Source organism: Ruminococcus sp. AM42-11 (genome assembly GCF_003480145.1).
Taxonomy (GTDB): domain Bacteria; phylum Bacillota; class Clostridia; order Lachnospirales; family Lachnospiraceae; genus Blautia_A; species Blautia_A faecis.
The window spans coordinates 21007-39453 of record NZ_QUIO01000012.1; the positions used below are offsets into that span (position 1 = coordinate 21007).

Here is an 18447-nt window from a genome sequence, read left to right on the forward strand (position 1 = left end):
AGAGATGTTTAAAAAGCTTCACAGGCAAATGACCATATTTGCATCACTGATCACAAGCGGAATACTGATCCTGATGGCAGCTTCCTGTCTTGTGATCTCCGAGAGGGGACTTACCTATAATACATACGAGAGATTTTTAAATAATGGAAATTCCTGTGTGGCTTATCTGGAAAATCAGACTGTGCTTTCTCACAAGTGGATACTGGAAGCAAAGCAGGAATACAAAGTGGAATTTCGCATTCGGAATAACGGAAAAAAGCTGTATTTTGATAAGCTGGATACAGAAAGCCAAAATCAGGATAAAAAGGAAGAGGATCTGAGCTCTGTAGAAAATATGCTGACAGAGGCTGCCAGAATTTCCCGGGAAGAGCAGGGGCTTGATGTGGACTATATGGGAAGCCTCTCTCTTTCCAAAACGGTTTATTTTGAAACTTCAGATTTTTATGCCTGTACAGCCTTGATTCCTAAGGGAAGCGGCGTGTTAAGCCTGGTGATGGTATATCCTCTTGATGGGTTGAAAACACAGATCTTTCATCAAAGAGTCTGGTTTGGAGGTATGGTGCTGTTTGCAGTTCTGGCTTTGGTTACATTTTCCTGGTTTTTTACAGGAAAAATGCTTCGCCCTTTGGAAGAGAATCAAAGGAAACAAACCCAGTTTATTGCTTCGGCATCCCATGAACTGAGATCTCCGCTGGCTGTGATATTGTCAAGTGTACAGGCAATGGAATCTGACTGGGAAAATGCCGGCAGATTTTTGAAAACCATAAAAAGTGAGGGAGACAGGATGTCCCGGCTTATCGGGGATATGCTTTCTCTTGCAAATGCTGACAATAAATCCTGGAGCATTATGAAGACAGATTGTGAGCTTGATACCTTGCTTCTGGATACATATGAGAAATACCAGCCTATTCTGCATGGGAAAAAGATTTCCTTGAAAGTAGTTCTGCCAGAGGAGCCTCTTTCTATCTGTAAGTGTGACAGTGCCAGAATCAGTCAGGTACTGGGAATACTTTTGGATAACGGGGCAAGCTATGTGTCGGTCGGTGGCAGGATGGAAATGGGAGTAAAAGAAAATGAAAAATATTTTCAGCTTTATGTACAGGATAATGGTCCGGGAATTTCGGATGAGAATAAGGAGGCTGTATTCCGAAGATTTTACAGGGCTGATCCGGCCAGAAAGGAGAAACAGCATTTTGGACTTGGACTTTGCATTGCCAGGGAAATTGTGACGTTACATAAAGGGAGTATCCGTATTCTGGATACTCCGGGTGGCGGAAGTACATTTGTGATAAGATTACCGAAATAAAACGAGAATGCTGTTTACTGACAGACTTCCAACTGATAACCTATCCCGCGTATGGTTTTGAGAACCAGTGTGCTTTCCACAGATTTCAGGCGGCGACGGAGAAAATGTATGTAGTTGTCAAGATTTCCTTCTTCTACGTCGGATTCCATGCCCCATACGCGGGAGAGAAGAAGGTTTCTGGGAAGAACCTGACCGGGATTTCGGAGAAATACTTCCAGAAGGGCACTTTCGCGGCCGGAAAGAGTGCATTCTTTTGCACCCTTGGTAAGGCGCCCGCATTCAGGATCAAAAGCAATATCTCCCAGCTTCAGAAGATTTAAGTCACCCCATTTTCCGGGACGGCGCATAATGCTGTGGATTCTTGCAAGAAGCTCTTCAAAAGCGAAGGGCTTTACCATGTAATCATCTGCTCCGCAGTTCAATCCGTTGACTTTGTCCTGTAATTCGCCAAGTGCCGTAAGGAAAATAACAGGGGTTGAGATGTTGGACTGTCTGGCTTCTTTCAAAACCTGGGTTCCATCCATGGAAGGAAGCATGCGGTCCAGAAGTACCAGATCATACATATTTTCCTGCATATAGTAAAGACCTTCCGCACCATCCAGACATATATCTACCGTGAAATTTTCTTTTTCAAGTGCAAGCTTTGTAAGCTGCGCCAGATCTTTGTCATCTTCTATTATTAAGATTCTCATAGGAAACTCCTCTTCTTATAATCTGTTATCCATTATATACGCAAATCTCTAAAATTTCTCTAATTAATTTTAAAGCCTGTTTGAAAACCGGACAAAATCTCCCACAAATTGTGGCGCACATCTTGCAGAAAGCCTTTTTCAAACACGCTTTAGAGAAAGAATAGAGATTTCTTTGCTATTTTTATAATGCTGAATGAAAGATAGAAAAGAGGAAATTTTTTGAAAAGAAAACATGCCCTGAAAGGGATTTTATTTATTCTCCCTAGCTTTGCAGGAGTCTGTGTATTCTGGCTGCTTCCTTATGTGGATGTGATCCGCAGATCTTTTTTGGGAGCCGTAAATGGAGTGTTTATTGGACTTATGAATTATCAGATGATATTTTCCAATCAGGCATTTCTTCTTGCAGGGAAAAATACCTTGCGGTTCTTCGGAATCTGTATTCCGTTACTGGTGGTTTTGTCACTGACAGCTGCTGTCCTGATAAATGGGCTTGGAAAAAATCAGAAGCAGTTGATGAAAACAGCATTTCTGCTTCCAATGGCCATTCCAGTTGCTTCTGTGGCAATTTTATGGAAAGTACTCTTTAATGGACAGGGACTTTTGAACCATTTTCTGGAAATGTTGTCATTGAAAAATATAGACTGGCTGAATACAAAGGCTTCCTTCTGGGTGCTGGTGATCAGTTATATTTGGAGAAATTTAGGGTATGACATTGTACTGTGGCTGGCAGGCCTTTCTACAATTCCGGAATCTCTTTATGAGGCAGCAATGGTGGATGGAGCAGGTGCTTGGAAATGCTTTACCAGGATTACCTGTCCCAATCTTTTTCCCTCTCTTTTTACCATTGTGGTTCTGTCGCTGCTGAACGGATTCAAAGTATTCCGGGAGGCTTATCTGGTCGCTGGAGATTATCCACAGGAGAACATGTATCTTCTACAGCATCTGCTCAATAACTGGTACAGAGACCTGGCTATGGATAAGATGGCGGCTGCAGCAGTGGTTACCGGAATTGCGATCATGGTTCTGGTGCTTTTACTGCAAAAAGCATGGGAAAGAGAGGATTAAGAAGTGAAAAAGATAACTTGTTTTTTTCTTGCACTTTTAGCTTTGATTTTATATTTCCCATTTTATTTCTGGCAGTTGGTTCTCTTATGGGAAAAAATGAGCTTACAGATCTGCTGTTTCCAGTGCTGCAGGAGGGGACGAAAGGATATGCTTCCTGGAAGCTGTTTCCAGAATATCCGACTCTGAAACATTATGTGGAAGTACTGCTGGATTCACCGGAATTTTTCGTGATGTTCTGGAACTCGGTGAAGATTACGGCTGGTGCCCTCGCTGGCGGGCTTCTGGTTGGAATGCCTGCCGCATGGGGATTTGCCAAATTTGATTTTCCCGGGAAAAATATATTGTTTACGTTGTATATTGCATTGATGATGATGCCGTTTCAGGTTATGCTTCTTGGCAATTATCTGGTGTTGGATAAACTTGGGCTTCTTGACTCGCTTTTGGGGATTATTTTCCCGGCGGTTTTTTCTACATTCCCCATATTTATTATGTACCGCTTTTTCAAAGGGATTCCTCTGGCGTTTCTGGAAGCGGCAAGACTTGACGGTGCAGGTGAGCTTAAACTGTTTTTTATAGTTGCCATCCCCTTGGGCTCACCTGGCGTCATTTCTGCCATTGTTCTGGGCTTTCTGGAATACTGGAATCTGATCGAACAGCCGATGGCATTTTTGAAAACAAAAGAATTGTGGCCGTTGTCTTTGTACCTGCCTAATATTGAGTTGGAGCAGGCAGGGTTTGCATTTGCGGCCTCTGTGGTGGCGCTGGCCCCGGCAGTTCTGGTATTTTTGTCCGGACAGGACTACCTGGAGCAGGGAATTGTCTCTACGGCGGTAAAAGAATAAAAAGAGAAACAACTGGAAAGTGACGATAAAAAACGACAGTTTGATAAAATATATTGTCAATGGAATTTAAAAGAAATAGTTAGAATGTAGAGTGTTTTACAAATATGTTCAGGAACAGAATGGGAGTTTGACATGAAGAAAAAATTAATTCAGGCAACTTGCCTGTTTTTTGTAATGATGCTGATTTTTACCATATTGTCAAGAGTTTCGGATTCTGTAAATGTGATACAGATCCAGACTAAGAACCCGGCAAATCAGATGATCACTCATGAGGTGAAAGGCTCTGGAAAAGTGGAGGGTAGTCAGGAAGTGGCGGTGTTTGTACTGGAAAATCTGCAGGTGGAGCAGGTGATGGTACATGCAGGGCAGACTGTGAAAAAAGGGGATATTTTATTGAAGCTATCCCAGAACAGCATTCAGGCGGCTTTGAAAAATCTGGATGATAAAGTAAAAACTCTGGAAGGGCAGGCAAAGGATCTGGAAAGCCAGAAAAAGGTGAACAGCCAGAAGCGTGCAGCGGAGCAGACATGGGCTGGAAATTCTTATGATCTGGCTGTGCAAAGCGGAAATGTTTCCGTGGATAATGCAAGGGCGGAAGTTCAGATAGCCCAACAGCGGCTTGACGAATTTTACAGGGAAAAGGAAGCAAAGACTTCCGGGGATGATTTAAGTGGCTTCACAGATGGAGAGGAAGGGTTTAATGATGGTGAGACCACTGTAACACAGGAGGATGATTCCGCCACAGAAACTGCCCTTCAGGATGATCTGCGAGCCAGACAGGAAGCATTAAATGAAGTGATCGCGGGAAGAAACCAGACTCTGGCAAGTGCCGGAAAAGCTCTGTCCGATGCCAGTGCGCCGGAGTCTTCAGACAGTACCTTGGAGAACGTACAAAGAGAACTGGAAAATGCCAGAGCAGATATGGAAAAGATTACAGTGCTTCAAAGCACAGAGGGAGTGATTTCGTCTCCTTCTGACGGTGTGATCAAAAGTCTGTCTGTGCAAACCGGAGACCTTACAGGACAGACCGCAGCAGTAGTTTTATATTCAGCCGATGGTGCTCTTCGAATGACTGGTACCATCTCAAAAGAAGATATAAAATATGTGTCTGCCGGTGCAGACGTGAAAATCACAGACAATAACAATAATGATATTTCTGGCGCAACAGTGGAAAATATAACAGAAAATAAGGAGGAGAATGATATTCGTGACCTGTCCATCATAATGCTGGAGGACAGTCTGTCCATCGGTCAGAGCGGAGATTTTTCCATATCAAAAGATGCTGGGCCTTATTCCTGCTGCGTTCCGCTTTCAGCGCTGTACCAGGAGAATGGGAAGGTCTATGTGTATGTTACAGACACAGAAAATACAGTGCTTGGAACGGTAATGGTTGCAAGAAAAGTGGAAGTTACTGTGCAGGATAAAAACCAGACAACTGCTGCATTGGGTGAGGGAAGCCTTTCTACGGATCAGGCTGTGATCGTCCAGGCAGACAGGGAACTGAAGGATGGAAGCAGGGTGAGGATTTATGAAAATTAGCATGGAAAGTAAAAAGAAGAATTATTTTTTAAAATATATGAGAATAATTATGACAGCATTGCTGGCCTCCTTTTTATTTTATTCTGGAATGAAAGATTATGTGAAGGTGGGAAAAACAGACACAGCGGTGGTTGAACTGTATGAAGATTATCCTGCAGTAAACCTGGCAAAGCAGATCTGGGAAAATTATCAAAGTGATGATGAGATTGCAGATTTCTGTTTTGCGTGGAATGGAGGCGTTCAGGTGGTTACGAATCCAGAGGATTTCAGACAGGCAAATGCCCGGGTGACAGGCGTTGTGGGAATGGCTGCTTTGTACGACCGACAGGCTGCTTTATTAGAAGAGAATGATGAAACCGGATGCGTGATCGATAAAGACACAGCCCTGGAGCTTTTCGGCAGTGAAAATTGTGCGGGAAGTCAGTTGACTGTGGGAGAGCAGATTTACGAAGTGCGAGGTGTGGTATCCTGGAATCAGCATATGATCCTTATCCGTCCGCCACAAAAAAATCTGGTTTGCACTCAGGTTTTGATCCGAGGTAAAAAAGGTCAGGAACTGGAGGGTGCTGCATCTGATTTTCTCGTGGGAAACGGACTATCCGGAATATTAGTGGATGACAGCTGGCTGGAAGTGATTTTGCCCTGGTTTCCAGTGACTTTTCTTGTAATGCTTATAAGAACTGTTTCCAGGTGGCTGTATGAGATGGAGCGCGGAACCTGGGAAAATGGAATTCAAAGAAGTAGAGAAAAGAAAATTGATTTTAGAAAATGTAGCTGCTTTGTTATTAGAATTTTACTGTGGGGAATCGGCCTCTTTTTTTGCGTAAGGCTCTTATCCCATATTCCCCAGAGCTGGCTGCCGGACAAATGGTCAGATTTCTCTTTCTGGCCTGCGAAGCTCCGGAAAACAATGGAGCTTTCCGCTGGTACATCATGTTCCCGAAAACTATGGCGCAGGCGGAGCGGCTGATGAGCGGAATTGGCTGTATTATAAAATGTGGGGCAGCAGCACTGCTTATAGGGGCGGTGTAGGCTGTCTTTTTTCTTTTTTGCCAAAAGAATTTTATAGATGAAGAAATATTTTGGTACATTTTTTGCGAGACTTTTCTTTAAAGTGTTTGCCAGACTGGAGCGCAGGTATTATAATAGACTTCAAGACCCTGAATAGGGAAAGAAGATTTACAGTCGCTGTTTTCTGGGAAAAAAGAACCAGCTGCCAGAAGAAAAGGCAGGACGGCGGCGAGTTTGTTACTGTTCATTGGTAAGGTTCGCGAAGCCTGTTGCTGTGAACGAAGTGAACAGGAACATGAGTTTTTATGAGATAAGGAGAGATTGAATGAGTAAGATTGCCATTGTAACGGACAGTAACAGCGGCATTACACAGGAGGAAGGACGCAGACTTGGAGTGTCTGTTATTCCTATGCCTTTTTTTATTAATGAGAAAATGTACCTGGAGGGAATTACCCTGAGCCAGGATGAATTTTATCAGTGGCTGAAATCGGATGCTTCTATTTCCACTTCCCAGCCAAGCCCGGGAGAGACTATGGGATTATGGGACAACCTTCTGAAAGAGTATGATGAGATTGTACAGATCCCCATGTCAAGTGGTCTCAGCGCTACCTGTGCTACTGCAATGGGACTTGCCCAGGAGTATGAGGGCAGAGTGCACGTGTAGATAATCAGAGAATTTCCGTAACCCAGCGTCAATCTGTGGTGGACGCGATTGCCCTTCGGGATGCAGGTAAAAGCGGAGCTGAAATTAAGAAGATCCTGGAAGAAGAGAAATTTAATTCCAGTATTTATATTACCTTGGAAACCCTGAAATATCTGAAAAAGGGCGGCAGGATCACACCTGCTGCAGCTGCAATAGGTACCGTTTTGAATCTGAAGCCGGTGCTGCAGCTCCAGGGTGAGAAGCTGGATGCTTTTGCCAAGGTAAGAGGCAAGAAGCAGGCCAGACGTACTATGCTGAAGGCTATGAAGGCAGATTTTGAGGGACGCTTTGCACCGTTTGTCCAGAATGGAGAAATGTGTCTTCAGGCTGCTTACACAGGTAATCCGGAAGAGGCAGAAGAGTGGAAGCAGGAGATGCAGGAAACCTTTCCTGGTATGGAAATCCATATGGATCCGCTGTCACTTAGTGTGGCATGCCATATTGGATATGGTTCTCTTGCAATCGCATGTTCTAAGAAAGTGACTGCATAGAAGCTAAGAAATGGCTATAGTTTATAAACATTAGTTTTGGATGTCACCTATAGATAGTAATTGAAAAGAATTGATTTTTTTAGAAAAGATTCCGAAATAGAATATATATTTTCGGAACGAATTCAGAAGAAAACAGAAGTATTCTCTCTGAGAAGAAAATTTAGGAGGATTTATGAAAAAACTTACAGACTACATGGCAGAAGAGCTTTCTGCAGCATTTGAAAAAGCAGGATACGATTCATCCTACGGTAAAGTAGGCGTTTCCAACCGTCCTGACCTTTGCGAATACCAGTGCAATGGTGCTATGGCGGGAGCTAAGGCTTATAAGAAAGCACCATTTATGATCGCAGATGACGTAGTGGGCAATCTGGCAGATTCCAAAGTATTTTCCATGAAAGAAATGGTAAAGCCCGGATTTATCAACCTGAAAGTCAGCGAAGAGTTTCTTGCAGATTATCTGAAAGAGATGGAGAAGGATGAGAAGCTTGGTGCAGACACAGCCAAAGAGCCGAAGACCATCGTAATCGATTACGGCGGACCGAATGTTGCCAAACCTCTTCATGTAGGTCATCTCCGTTCTGCAATTATTGGTGAAAGTATTAAGAGAATCGGTCGTTTCGTAGGCCATAAGGTGATCGGTGATGTTCATCTTGGTGACTGGGGACTTCAGATGGGACTGATCATTACAGAGCTGAAGCACAGACAGCCGGAGCTTGTATATTTTGATGACAGCTATACAGGTGAATATCCTGCAGAGGCACCTTTTACTATCAGTGAGCTTGAGGAGATTTATCCATGTGCAAGCGGCAAATCCAAGGAGGATGAGGCATACCGTCAGGAAGCACTGGAGGCAACTCATCTTCTTCAGCAGGGTAAGCCGGGGTACATGGCTCTCTGGAACCACATTATGAGTGTTTCTGTTACAGACCTTAAGAGAAACTATGCGAATCTGAACGTATCCTTTGATCTGTGGAAAAAAGAGTCTGATGCGCAGCCTTACATTCCGGACATGGTAGAGATGATGAAGGAAAAAGGCTTTGCATATGAGGATCAGGGAGCGCTTGTTGTAGACGTTAAAGAGGAGACCGATACCAAGGAAATCCCGCCATGTATGCTTCTGAAATCAGATGGAGCATCTCTTTATACTACTACAGACCTTGCCACAATTGTAGAGCGTATGAAGCTGTTCCAGCCAGATGAGATCCTTTACGTTGTTGACAAACGTCAGGAGCTTCATTTTATTCAGGTCTTCCGCTGCGCAAGAAAGACCGGTCTTGTGAAAGAAGACACAAGGCTTTCCTTCCTTGGCTTCGGTACTATGAATGGAAAAGATGGCAAACCGTTCAAAACAAGAGAGGGCGGTGTTATGCGCCTTGAGAACCTGATTGCCGATATTGATGAGGAAATGTTCACAAAGATCGTAGAGAACAGAAGTGTCCGTGATAAAGATGCAAGAGATACTGCTAAGATTGTAGGTCTGGCAGCAATTAAATATGGCGATCTTTCCAATCAGGCTACCAAGGATTATATTTTTGATGTAGACCGCTTCACCTCTTTCGAGGGAAATACAGGTCCGTACATCCTTTATACAATCGTTCGTATCAAATCCATCCTGAACCGTTATGTGGAAGCAGGCGGAAATCTTGAAGCAGGTGAGATCCTTCCGGCATCTAACGGCAGCGAGAAGAACCTGATGCTTCAGCTCAGTGGATTTGGAAGTATGATCGAGAGTGCATTTGAGGAAAAAGCTCCGCATAAAATCTGTGCATATATTTATGAGGTTTCCAATGCATTCAACAGCTTTTATCATGAGACCAAGATCCTCAGCGAAGAGAATCAGGCGCAGAAGGAATCCTATATCCGTCTTCTGCAGCTGACCAAGAGAGTGCTTGAGACAAGTATTGATCTTCTTGGATTCGAGGCACCGGATAAGATGTAATAAAATAATAAGCAGATTATGAGGGCATGGTCTGTGGTATGGAGCTGCGGCACTTTCTGGAAAAGCTGGAAGTGAGCGGCTCCTTTTTTCTTTACGCAAGCGACGTGACCAGGTTCATGCCTGCATGAGACGCTGACGGCTGCTGCGATAAGAGGTAAAGCTTACATAGTGTGTTTTGTCTCATTTTTGTATCGTTATGCTTTAAGGCAGAAAGGAAATGTCAGATGAAAGCGAAACATCATACAAATTTTCTGCCGGACAGGGTGTTTTCCTATTTTCAGAAAGAATGGAAAGTGCTTCTGGCAGTGACTATATCCGGTTTGATCTATAATATCGGCCTTCTGGCAGGTCCCTGGTTTGAGGGGAAAATGACCGGCTGCCTGGTGGATATCCTGAAAGGGGCTGACCAGTTTTCAGATATGCTGGTTCTGGTGCTGGGCTATGTGACCGCCATTGCAATTGTCCAGACTGCCAGATATATCAAGAGGTTTTATGTGCGGCGTTTTGCCAACAATGTAAATCGCAGAATGAAAGAAATCCTGTATGCCAGTCTGGTGCGGAAAAGTCGTGCAAGCCTCGGGAAGAGGGGGAGGGAAGCATTATGACCAAGGCAATACTGGATGTGGATGACTGCGTAGAGGGAATGCGCAAATTCACTACGGAGATTTTTGATACAGGAGTTGCCCTGGCTGCTTATGCAGGAATGCTTTTGTGGTATGATTTCAGGCTTGCCTTGCTTTGCATGATTTTCCCGCCGGTTTCTTATATGACGGCGGAAAAAATGAAAAAAATGATCCAGATAACCGGAACTGCATACAAAGAGCAGTCTGGACATTTAAGTACAGCGACTCTGGATCGGGCGGAAAATGCTGTTACATACCGTGTTTTTGGATGTGAAGAGGATCGCCGCAAGGCATATGAAGAAAATCTTACCGCTTATGAAAAGTCAGCAGTAAAAGCGAATATCTGGAATTCCATCATGCCGCCTTTGTACCGGATCATTTCCATGACCGGGGTACTGTTTATCCTGTATTTTGGACAGAAAAATGTTCTGGGAACAGGCTGGAGCACATGGACGATTGCATCTTTTACTACTTTCCTGGCATGTTTTGTGAAGCTGTCTGTGAAGTCATCCAGTGCAGCGAAGCTGTTTAATGCAGTGCATAAGGCGCAGGTTTCCTGGAAGCGTATTAAGCCGCTTTTGACAAAGCAGGAAGAAATCCCAAAGAGTGAGAAAAATGTGTCTGGAATTCTGGAAAATGGGAAAGTGGAAAGGCAGGAAAATATGTCTGCTAAACAGGCAGAAGAAACCTTGTCGCAGAAAGAGCTATCTCAGCTAGAGATAGCCCAGTCAGAAATCCGCTGCAGGAGCGTAAAACAATTACAGGTCCGTCATCTGAATTTTGCTTATCCGGACGGGAAACAGATTCTGAAGGATATTTCCTTCAAGGCTGAAAAAGGGCAGATGATCGGAATCACCGGACCAGTGGCCTGCGGAAAGTCTACTTTGGGAAAAGTATTTTTGTGCGAGTATCCATATGAAGGTCAGATTCTTGTGGATGGCAAAGAACTTCAGAATATGCCCCCATCCTGGCAGACGGATATCATAGGCTATCTTGGTCATGATCCGGAGCTGTTTAACGACAGCGTGGAAAACAATGTGCTTATGGGTGAACAGAAAAAGACAGAGGATTTCCTGAAAATGGTTTGCATGGCAGAAGAAGTAAATGAGATGGATGATGGTTTACAGACTCTGGTAGGAAATGGTGGCGTACGTCTTTCGGGCGGACAGGGAAAACGTCTGGCTCTTGCAAGAACTCTTTGCCACAAAAAGCCAGTTCTGGTTCTGGATGATCCTTTTTCGGCTTTGGATAAGAGCACCGAGAGACAGATTTTTGCCAATTTGAAAGCACAGGCGAAAGAGAATATTGTGCTGCTGATTTCCCACCGTCTGTATCTGTTTCCGCAGATGAATCAGATCATCTGGATGGAAGATGGAAAAACAGTGGTGGGTACGCATGAAGAATTACTTGTGAAGGTACCGGAGTATAAGAAATTATTTACTGAGGAAGGAGGTGCAGAGAGTGAAGACAGAAATAAGAACAACGTGAAATCAGAAGAAAATATGATTTTGGAAAAGAGCAGAAGGTCAGATGCAAATGTTTTTCCGGTAGAAAACAAGGGAAAAGGGAAAATTGCAAAAGCGAAAAAAAGACAGGTAAAAGGTGTGATCTGGAAAACAGTTCTGCAGCAGAAATGGCTGTCTATGGGTATTGTCTTTGCTGTAGCAGGCGCAGTGGTAACGGCTCTTATCCCGCCGCTGATCCTGGCAAAAATCGTAGATACAGTCACAGCGGGAAAAGCCGTGACATTCTGGGTGATTTTCCTTTATTTTGCAATGCTTGCACTTACCGGATTCATGGAATCTGCCAGGGAAGGTCTGCTTACCGTATTTGGGCAGAAAATCACACATGCACTTAGAAGCAGCCTTATGGAAAAATTCATATGCCTTACTTCTGACAAACTGACAGGGCTGGAACCTGGAACTCTGGCTTCACGCTTTGTTGGTGATGTAGATACTGTGGAAAATCTTTTTACCTCAGGGATCATCAGTATGTTTGCTGACGCCTGCAAGATTATCAGTATTCTGGTGGTGATCTGGTTTGAAAATAAGGGTCTCGCTGTGGTGCTTCTTGTAATACTGCCATTTCTTTTCTGGTTTACCAGACATGTGCAGAAAAACATGCTGGCAGCCCAGATCGAAAACCGTAAGGCTGTGGGAAGAGCCTCTGGACATGTGCCGGAAACCCTTCATAATATCCGTACCATCCATTGCCTTGGCAGGGAAAAATATATGGAAGAGCGTTACGACACTTACATCGGTGAAAGTTACCAGGCAATGGAGAGAACCAATTTTTATGATGCAGTATATTCACCGGTGATCTTGATTTTAAATGCAGTCGTGGTTGCAGCTGTGATGCTGCTTTCAGCATCTGGAAATAAGATGGTGCTCACGTTTTTTGGAATGTCTGCGGGAACTGCAGTGGCTGTGATCAACTATATTTCACAGATTTTTTCGCCGGTGGAAAGTCTTGGAATGGAGATTCAGACCATCCAGTCCGCGGTAGCTGGAATCCATAGGATTAATGAATTCTTTGGGCTGGAGGAGAAAGAAAATGGCGCACAGGAGAATGGAGATACCGAGAAAACCTGGAATAATCCGGCAACAAAAATAGAAGAAAACAGAAATGAAAAGATTAGCCGAAAGGAAGCGATGGCTGATATGGAAGAAAGGCACAGACTGGGAGCTTCTGGCAGTAATAGTTTTCCGTTTGTAGAATTCCGGAATGTAACCTTCGGCTATGATGAGCATGTGGTGCTGGAACATCTGAATTTCAAGGTGATGGATACCGATCAGGTGACTCTACTCGGACGAACTGGTGCAGGAAAGAGTACGATATTGAAGCTGCTTCTTGGACTTTATGAGCCGGATCAGGGACAGGTACTGCTCCACGGCATTCCGGCAACGGCTGTGAGGGCTGGAGAACGACGGAAACTCTTTGGATACGTAGAGCAGACTTTTCACATGGTGCCGGGAACCGTACGCGACCAGATTACATTATATGATGACCGGATCTCTGAGCGTCAGGTAAAGGCTGTTGCAGAGCTTACAGGTTTAAAAGAGGCGATTGAGAGTCTGGAAAATGGTTACGATACTTATTGCACCCCGGAGATTTTTTCCCAGGGACAGTGGCAGCTGCTATCCATTGCCAGGGCAGCAGTGGCAGAGCCCAAACTGCTTCTTCTGGATGAGATCACTGCAAACCTGGATGCGGAGACAGAGAAGGCTGTTCTGGCCGCATTGAAACGTGTGGCAAAGGATCGTACCGTTATTTCCATTTCACACAGAACGTCCGCAGAACTGGGAAGGACGATTCAGATTTAATCTGAGATTGTGAAAAGCACTTATAAAATTTTTATAAAGTGCTTTTCACAGTGGACTTTAAATGTTATAATTCTAATTACATTCTTAAATGTCTGATTCGAAGCTTTTTCAATCGCGCTTCGGAATAGCGGACATTTCATAATCACTAATTTTTTATCTTATTTATATTTATCATTTGCCGGAGATCGCCGACAGTATTCACTTAATTTATGCAGACAACGAGCTAGAGCCTGTTTGAAAAATCATTCCCGCAATCTGCACGCCCCACTTTGCGGGAGATTTCACCCGAATTCAGTTGCCGTAGCCCACTACGGCGCCCTCATCCGGGCGAAATCTCCCACAAATTGTGACGCACATCTTGCAGAAAGCCTTTTTCAAACACGCTCTAAAGCCTGTGCTTGCGTCAGACCTTGAAGCGTGTTTTGTCTCATTTTTGTTATTGAAAATAGTTACATGTTTTTATGAAAAAGAGGTGATTATCATCAATCTTACAGGTATGATCTTGAAAATGCGTTACTGTATCCTGGAGCAGGTGGGCGCAGGCGGGGAAGGGCATTTGTACCTTGCCAGGGATATGGAGCTTGGAAATTACTGGGCAGTAAAAGAACTTCCCCTTGAGAAAAAGCGTGAAGCCAGACTGCTGCGGCTTCTGGAACATCCATCCATTCCACGGATGGTAGATTATGTGGAAAATGGGGATCATTGTTATCTGATCATGGAATATATTCGTGGAAAGTCCCTTGGACAGATGTTAAAGGAGGGACATGTTTTTGCAGTGGATGAGCTTCTTTCCCACGGAGACACTGTGCTTGCAGTTCTGGAATATCTTCATGGGCAAAAGCCGCCGGTATATTATGGGGACTTGAAACCGGATAATCTTATGCTTTCAGATTCGGGCAAATTGTATCTGGTGGATTTTGGGAGCGCGGTGTTTGGATTTGGAGAAAATCAGCGGATCTGTATGGGAACAGAAGGCTTTGCAGCTCCAGAACAATATGAGGGAAAAGTAAACAGCTCCAGTGATCTTTATGCTTTGGGAAAAACATTACAGGCGCTGGCAGGAAAAAACTGGTTATCTGTTTTGTGGAAAGTTCCTGGGTTTGCTTTGTTTCTCTATAAATGTACCCGGCCTCAGGGGAAAAGACGATTTGAAAATGCGGCACAGGCAAGAAAAATGCTTTCTGGTATAGGAAAAAGAAAAGGGCTTGCCAGAAAAAATGCAGCGGTGGTGATTGGAACTACGGGGATTTTGCTGGCTGCAGGTGTATTTCTTGCAGAATCAGAGCAGCAGGCAGCTTTCGAAAGTGCATTGGCAGAAGTAACGAAAGGATATTACGAGATAGAGGAAAATGAGTCTTTTTCGTTGTCAAAGAAATTTGCAGCAGAAGCGGATAAAAAAAGTACAGACAAAGAAGCAGATAAATTTCTTCTTAAAAAATGCGAGCATGCAGAAAGTGCTTTGCAAAAACTGCAAAAAGAATATACGAAAGATGAAGAGCAGAGAAAATTGCTTTTATTATTGGCGGTAAATGCGGAACTTCAGAAAGAGTGGGAACGGGCCGCCGTGTATTATGAGCAGCTGCTTTTGTATGCGCCGGAATTTGCAGAAGGGTATGGGAAATATGGACTGTTCCTTTTGCGAAGAGGTCAGAAGAATTCCAGCAGGAGACTTTATGTTTTATACAGAAGCAGTAAGGCAGATGGGACGGATTGTAAGAGCGTTGAAATCTGGGAAAAACAGATGGAAAGTGAAACAGGTGAGGGAAAATGAAAAGATGGAGAAGCATAAGGAGAAAAATTGCGAAAAATTCAAATCGAAAAGGTATATATTCGCACAGCATCTGGAATAACTTTCGGAAACCTGGAATTTATCTGATGGTGACAGTGATTTTACTTATTACCAAAGTTGGTATACTTTACACTTATGGTGGGGAATTTGGAGGATTTGATATCGATATTGGTGCTGATGAAGGTATATTTGATAATTGGGAGGAGGCTGAAGGAAATCAGGAAACTACGGAGCCAGAGCAGAAAGAAAATGGGAGCAGTAATGGTAATGCGAGTAATAACAACAGCAATAATGACAGCGCGAATGGCGGTATTAGCAGTAATGACATAGAAAATGACGGTAATAATAACAGTCATAATAGCGGCAGCAGTAACGATAACAACAGCGGGAATAATAACAGTAACAACAATAATAGCAATAATAGCAACGCAGGAGCTGGCTTGTCGAAAACAGAGAACGGTGACAACACAGGTGATAAGGAGGGCTGGGAAAAACCTCAAGCTGCGGGTTCTGAGAGAAGACCAAAAGAAAATAGGAAAGAAATAAAGAAAGAAAACAGTGTCACGGCAGCCTCACCGGCAAACAAAAACGCAGAGAATAAGAAAACGAATATAAATGCAGACAACAGTGCCAATGGAACTGAGTCTAAAAGCAATACTACAAAAAACACTCCCCGTGTAAAGAAGGATAGCTCAAAAAGCAAAGAAGAAAAGTCAGAAGATACCGCAGCAGATGAAAATATAAGTGAAAGCAGGATTACTGCCAGAGAAACAAAGAATACTGATCGGAAAAAAGAGAATAGGGCCAAAGCAAAAATTACGGAATGTTCCAAAAAAGAAAATACCAGTGAGTACTTGAAGCTCACAGGAGCCGGCACGGTTTTTACAGCAGTAGGAATGGCAAAGACATCTCATGGACTTGGATTCTATAACAAAAATGATGAAAATAGAGAAAAAAATGAAAACACAAATAAAAACAATAACATAAATGATAATAAAAATAGCACAATACGTTTTGTACACGAAGAAACAGTCCCTGTAAATGAATATCCTGAAATACAAGTTATAAGAACTACCGGTGAGCAGGATGTTACAATTCTGTCTTTGAACTTAAATGGTGATGAGATTTTCTGGCACCAGGAGGGGGATATCCTTATATTTGACCAGCCGATTACAGCGAAGGAAAATACTGTGAAGGTGATTGCTGTAATAGATGGGAGAAGAATTGTGCATATGCCTATATGGGAGTTTTGAAAGTGTGCATCAACTGTTACTGGTCACGGAGTGGTTACTGTTCACTGGTAACGTTCCGCGAGGCGTTTTTTGTGAACAAAGTTCACAGAAAACCCGAGAATTGCGGCGCGAAATCATGCGAATGCATGATTTCTGTGCATCGCGAAGCGCATTACTGTGAACGGAGTGAACAGTAACACGGAGTGAATGGTAACCCTCAACTAAGATTTTGCCATCTGGACGTTATAAAGAAATGATGTTATAATTAACACCCATATAGCGAAAGACTTGAAAAATCAACGACAAAAATTACATGACGGTACAGGAGGCAAAACACAGATGTACAAAGCTATTTTATTTGATCTGGACGGAACTCTCACCGATTCCGGGGAGGGAATCACCAAATCCGTACAATATGCTCTGGAGAAGGTAGGAAAACCAGAACCAGATCTTCAGAAGCTGCGCATTTTTGTGGGACCGCCCCTTTTGGAGCAGTTTCAGGAATATGCGGGAATTGACGAAGAAACAGCAAGAAAGGCAGTTGAGATTTACAGAGAACGATACGCACCAGTGGGGATTTATGAGAATGAACTGTATCCTGGCATTCCGGAAATGTTATCTGGACTGAAACAAAGAGGATACAAGCTTGCCATTGCGTCTTCCAAACCAGAGAATTTCGTGAAGATCGTTGCGGAATATTTCCATATTGATTCTTATTTTGACGAGATGGTTGGAAGTGAGCCTGAGGGTAGACGAACCAATAAGACAGAGGTGATCGAGGAAACTCTGAAGCGGCTGGGACTTTCGGAACACCGTGACCAGGTGATCATGGTGGGGGATAAAGAGCATGATGTATTTGGGGCAAGACGCGCCGGATTGGAATGCATTGCAGTTTCTTATGGTTACGGAACCGAAGAAGAACTGAAAAATGCCCATCCCTTTAAAATTGTGAATTCGGCAGAGGAAATACTGGATTTTTTCGCCTGAGCCCCAGAAGAAAACAGAAAATGCCGGTTTTGGCATGGAAGTGTCTGTATCCGGTGGGAATCCATTTTGTGCTTTCCCAGCTTGTCTCCTATCTGGGACTGTATTTTCTGGTGCAGCGGACTGGCGCAGATATGAGTGCATATTACCAGCATGTGCTTATGCTGACTGGTCTGACAGGGATTTTGGCTGCAGTTCCCTGCATATTGTTGTATCGGGGCGATTTTTCAAGAAGAAAAGAAACCGGGATATTATATCCTGCAGCTGATCGTCACCTTCCTGTTCCTGAAATTCTGGGGTTTCTTATAATTGGCGCATTTCTTGGTCAATATGGAAACATTCTGGTAGGGCTTTTTCAGCAATATTTGAATCCGGAAGCTTATCAGGAAACTCAGTCCTTGATTTCCGAGGGGAAAAGTATCTGGAGTCTGATTTTCTGGATGGGGATTGCAGCACCTTTTGCAGAAGAGGTTATTTTCCGCTGGCTGGTATTTCTTCGTATGAGAGATAATATGCGCGTGATCACAGCTGCACTGTTTTCAGGACTGACATTTGGAATTTACCATATGAATCTGCTCCAGGGAGTGTATGCAACTATTATGGGATTGCTTTTCGCATTGATCCTGGAATGGAGAGGAAATCTGTTTGCCAGTGTATTTCTTCATATGGGGGCAAATATCTGGAGCCTGCTGGTCAGTGATGTGATGCTGTACATGCTGGATCATACAGGAGCCACATCCGTAATTGCACTGAATCTGTTTCTTGTTTTTGCAGGAACTTATGGTATCTGGAGATGCTATAAGAATTATCAGAAACGAGGATGTACGAGGCTGATATAAAGCATAATCAGAAATATATTAAGAAAAATAGAAGACCTTCTTACAAAATCCTGGAAAAACAGGGGAGAT

13 protein-coding genes and 3 pseudogenes are annotated in these 18447 nt (G+C 43.5%); 14 read left to right on the plus strand and 2 right to left on the minus strand.

Annotated features, from left to right (window positions below; genetic code table 11):
- The first annotated feature begins 4 nt into the window (after positions 1 to 4).
- The gene (locus DW904_RS08810; protein ID WP_118579420.1) at positions 5 to 1306 is read left to right on the plus strand and encodes a HAMP domain-containing sensor histidine kinase; all 1302 of its coding nucleotides are present in this window, start codon (positions 5 to 7) and stop codon (positions 1304 to 1306) included.
- A gap of 14 nt (positions 1307 to 1320) precedes the next feature.
- Here DW904_RS08810 and DW904_RS08815 read toward each other — a convergent pair whose 3' ends face one another.
- Positions 1321 to 1998, minus strand: a complete 678-nt coding sequence (locus DW904_RS08815) for a response regulator transcription factor (protein WP_118579423.1) — start codon at positions 1996 to 1998, stop codon at positions 1321 to 1323.
- 219 nt (positions 1999 to 2217) lie between these two features.
- Between DW904_RS08815 and DW904_RS08820 the strand changes: the two genes are divergently transcribed.
- From DW904_RS08820 to DW904_RS25275, 8 genes and pseudogenes are all read left to right on the plus strand, one after another.
- On the plus strand, positions 2218 to 3063 hold the full coding sequence (locus tag DW904_RS08820) for a sugar ABC transporter permease (protein ID WP_118579426.1): 846 nt from the start codon (positions 2218 to 2220) through the stop codon (positions 3061 to 3063).
- A gap of 86 nt (positions 3064 to 3149) precedes the next feature.
- Positions 3150 to 3905 carry a carbohydrate ABC transporter permease gene (locus DW904_RS08825; RefSeq protein ID WP_243110354.1) on the plus strand — a complete coding sequence of 252 codons (756 nt, stop codon included), beginning with the start codon at positions 3150 to 3152 and terminating at the stop codon, positions 3903 to 3905.
- Positions 3906 to 4037: 132 nt separating this feature from the next.
- Complete coding sequence (locus tag DW904_RS08830) at positions 4038 to 5444, plus strand: biotin/lipoyl-binding protein (protein ID WP_118579432.1); 1407 nt, start codon at positions 4038 to 4040, stop codon at positions 5442 to 5444.
- 49 nt (positions 5445 to 5493) lie between these two features.
- Entirely contained in the window at positions 5494 to 6414 is a 921-nt protein-coding gene (locus DW904_RS08835) for an ABC transporter permease (RefSeq protein ID WP_147422304.1), read from the plus strand.
- Between the two features lie 366 nt (positions 6415 to 6780).
- A pseudogene (locus DW904_RS08840) lies at positions 6781 to 7649 on the plus strand (DegV family protein).
- A 172-nt stretch (positions 7650 to 7821) separates the two neighbouring features.
- Positions 7822 to 9588 carry an arginine--tRNA ligase gene (gene argS / locus DW904_RS08845; RefSeq protein ID WP_118579438.1) on the plus strand — a complete coding sequence of 589 codons (1767 nt, stop codon included), beginning with the start codon at positions 7822 to 7824 and terminating at the stop codon, positions 9586 to 9588.
- 224 nt (positions 9589 to 9812) lie between these two features.
- The gene (locus DW904_RS25270) at positions 9813 to 10193 is read left to right on the plus strand and encodes a hypothetical protein (RefSeq protein WP_347562073.1); all 381 of its coding nucleotides are present in this window, start codon (positions 9813 to 9815) and stop codon (positions 10191 to 10193) included.
- Positions 10190 to 13534: an ABC transporter ATP-binding protein gene (locus tag DW904_RS25275; RefSeq protein WP_347562074.1), complete on the plus strand. Its 3345-nt coding sequence runs from the start codon at positions 10190 to 10192 to the stop codon at positions 13532 to 13534. Before DW904_RS25270 ends, DW904_RS25275 begins: the two co-directional genes overlap by 4 nt.
- 207 nt (positions 13535 to 13741) lie before the next feature.
- On the opposite strand, the pseudogene DW904_RS25280 reads toward DW904_RS25275, so the two are convergent.
- Positions 13742 to 13879, minus strand: a pseudogene (locus DW904_RS25280) (DUF6783 domain-containing protein).
- Here DW904_RS25280 and DW904_RS25285 point away from each other — a divergent pair.
- The 5 genes and pseudogenes from DW904_RS25285 to DW904_RS08880 all read left to right on the plus strand — a co-directional run.
- Positions 13829 to 13948, plus strand: a pseudogene (locus tag DW904_RS25285) (DUF6783 domain-containing protein); the annotation flags it as partial. The pseudogenes DW904_RS25280 and DW904_RS25285 sit on opposite strands and share 51 nt — an antisense overlap.
- A 58-nt stretch (positions 13949 to 14006) precedes the next feature.
- The gene (locus DW904_RS08865) at positions 14007 to 15305 is read left to right on the plus strand and encodes a serine/threonine-protein kinase (protein ID WP_147422305.1); all 1299 of its coding nucleotides are present in this window, start codon (positions 14007 to 14009) and stop codon (positions 15303 to 15305) included.
- Positions 15302 to 16576, plus strand: a complete 1275-nt coding sequence (locus tag DW904_RS08870) for a hypothetical protein (protein ID WP_118579447.1) — start codon at positions 15302 to 15304, stop codon at positions 16574 to 16576. Before DW904_RS08865 ends, DW904_RS08870 begins: the two co-directional genes overlap by 4 nt.
- A 318-nt stretch (positions 16577 to 16894) precedes the next feature.
- Positions 16895 to 17542 carry an HAD-IA family hydrolase gene (locus DW904_RS08875; protein ID WP_118579450.1) on the plus strand — a complete coding sequence of 216 codons (648 nt, stop codon included), beginning with the start codon at positions 16895 to 16897 and terminating at the stop codon, positions 17540 to 17542.
- 20 nt (positions 17543 to 17562) lie between these two features.
- Positions 17563 to 18378, plus strand: a complete 816-nt coding sequence (locus DW904_RS08880; protein ID WP_118579453.1) for a CPBP family intramembrane glutamic endopeptidase — start codon at positions 17563 to 17565, stop codon at positions 18376 to 18378.
- Positions 18379 to 18447 lie beyond the last annotated feature (69 nt).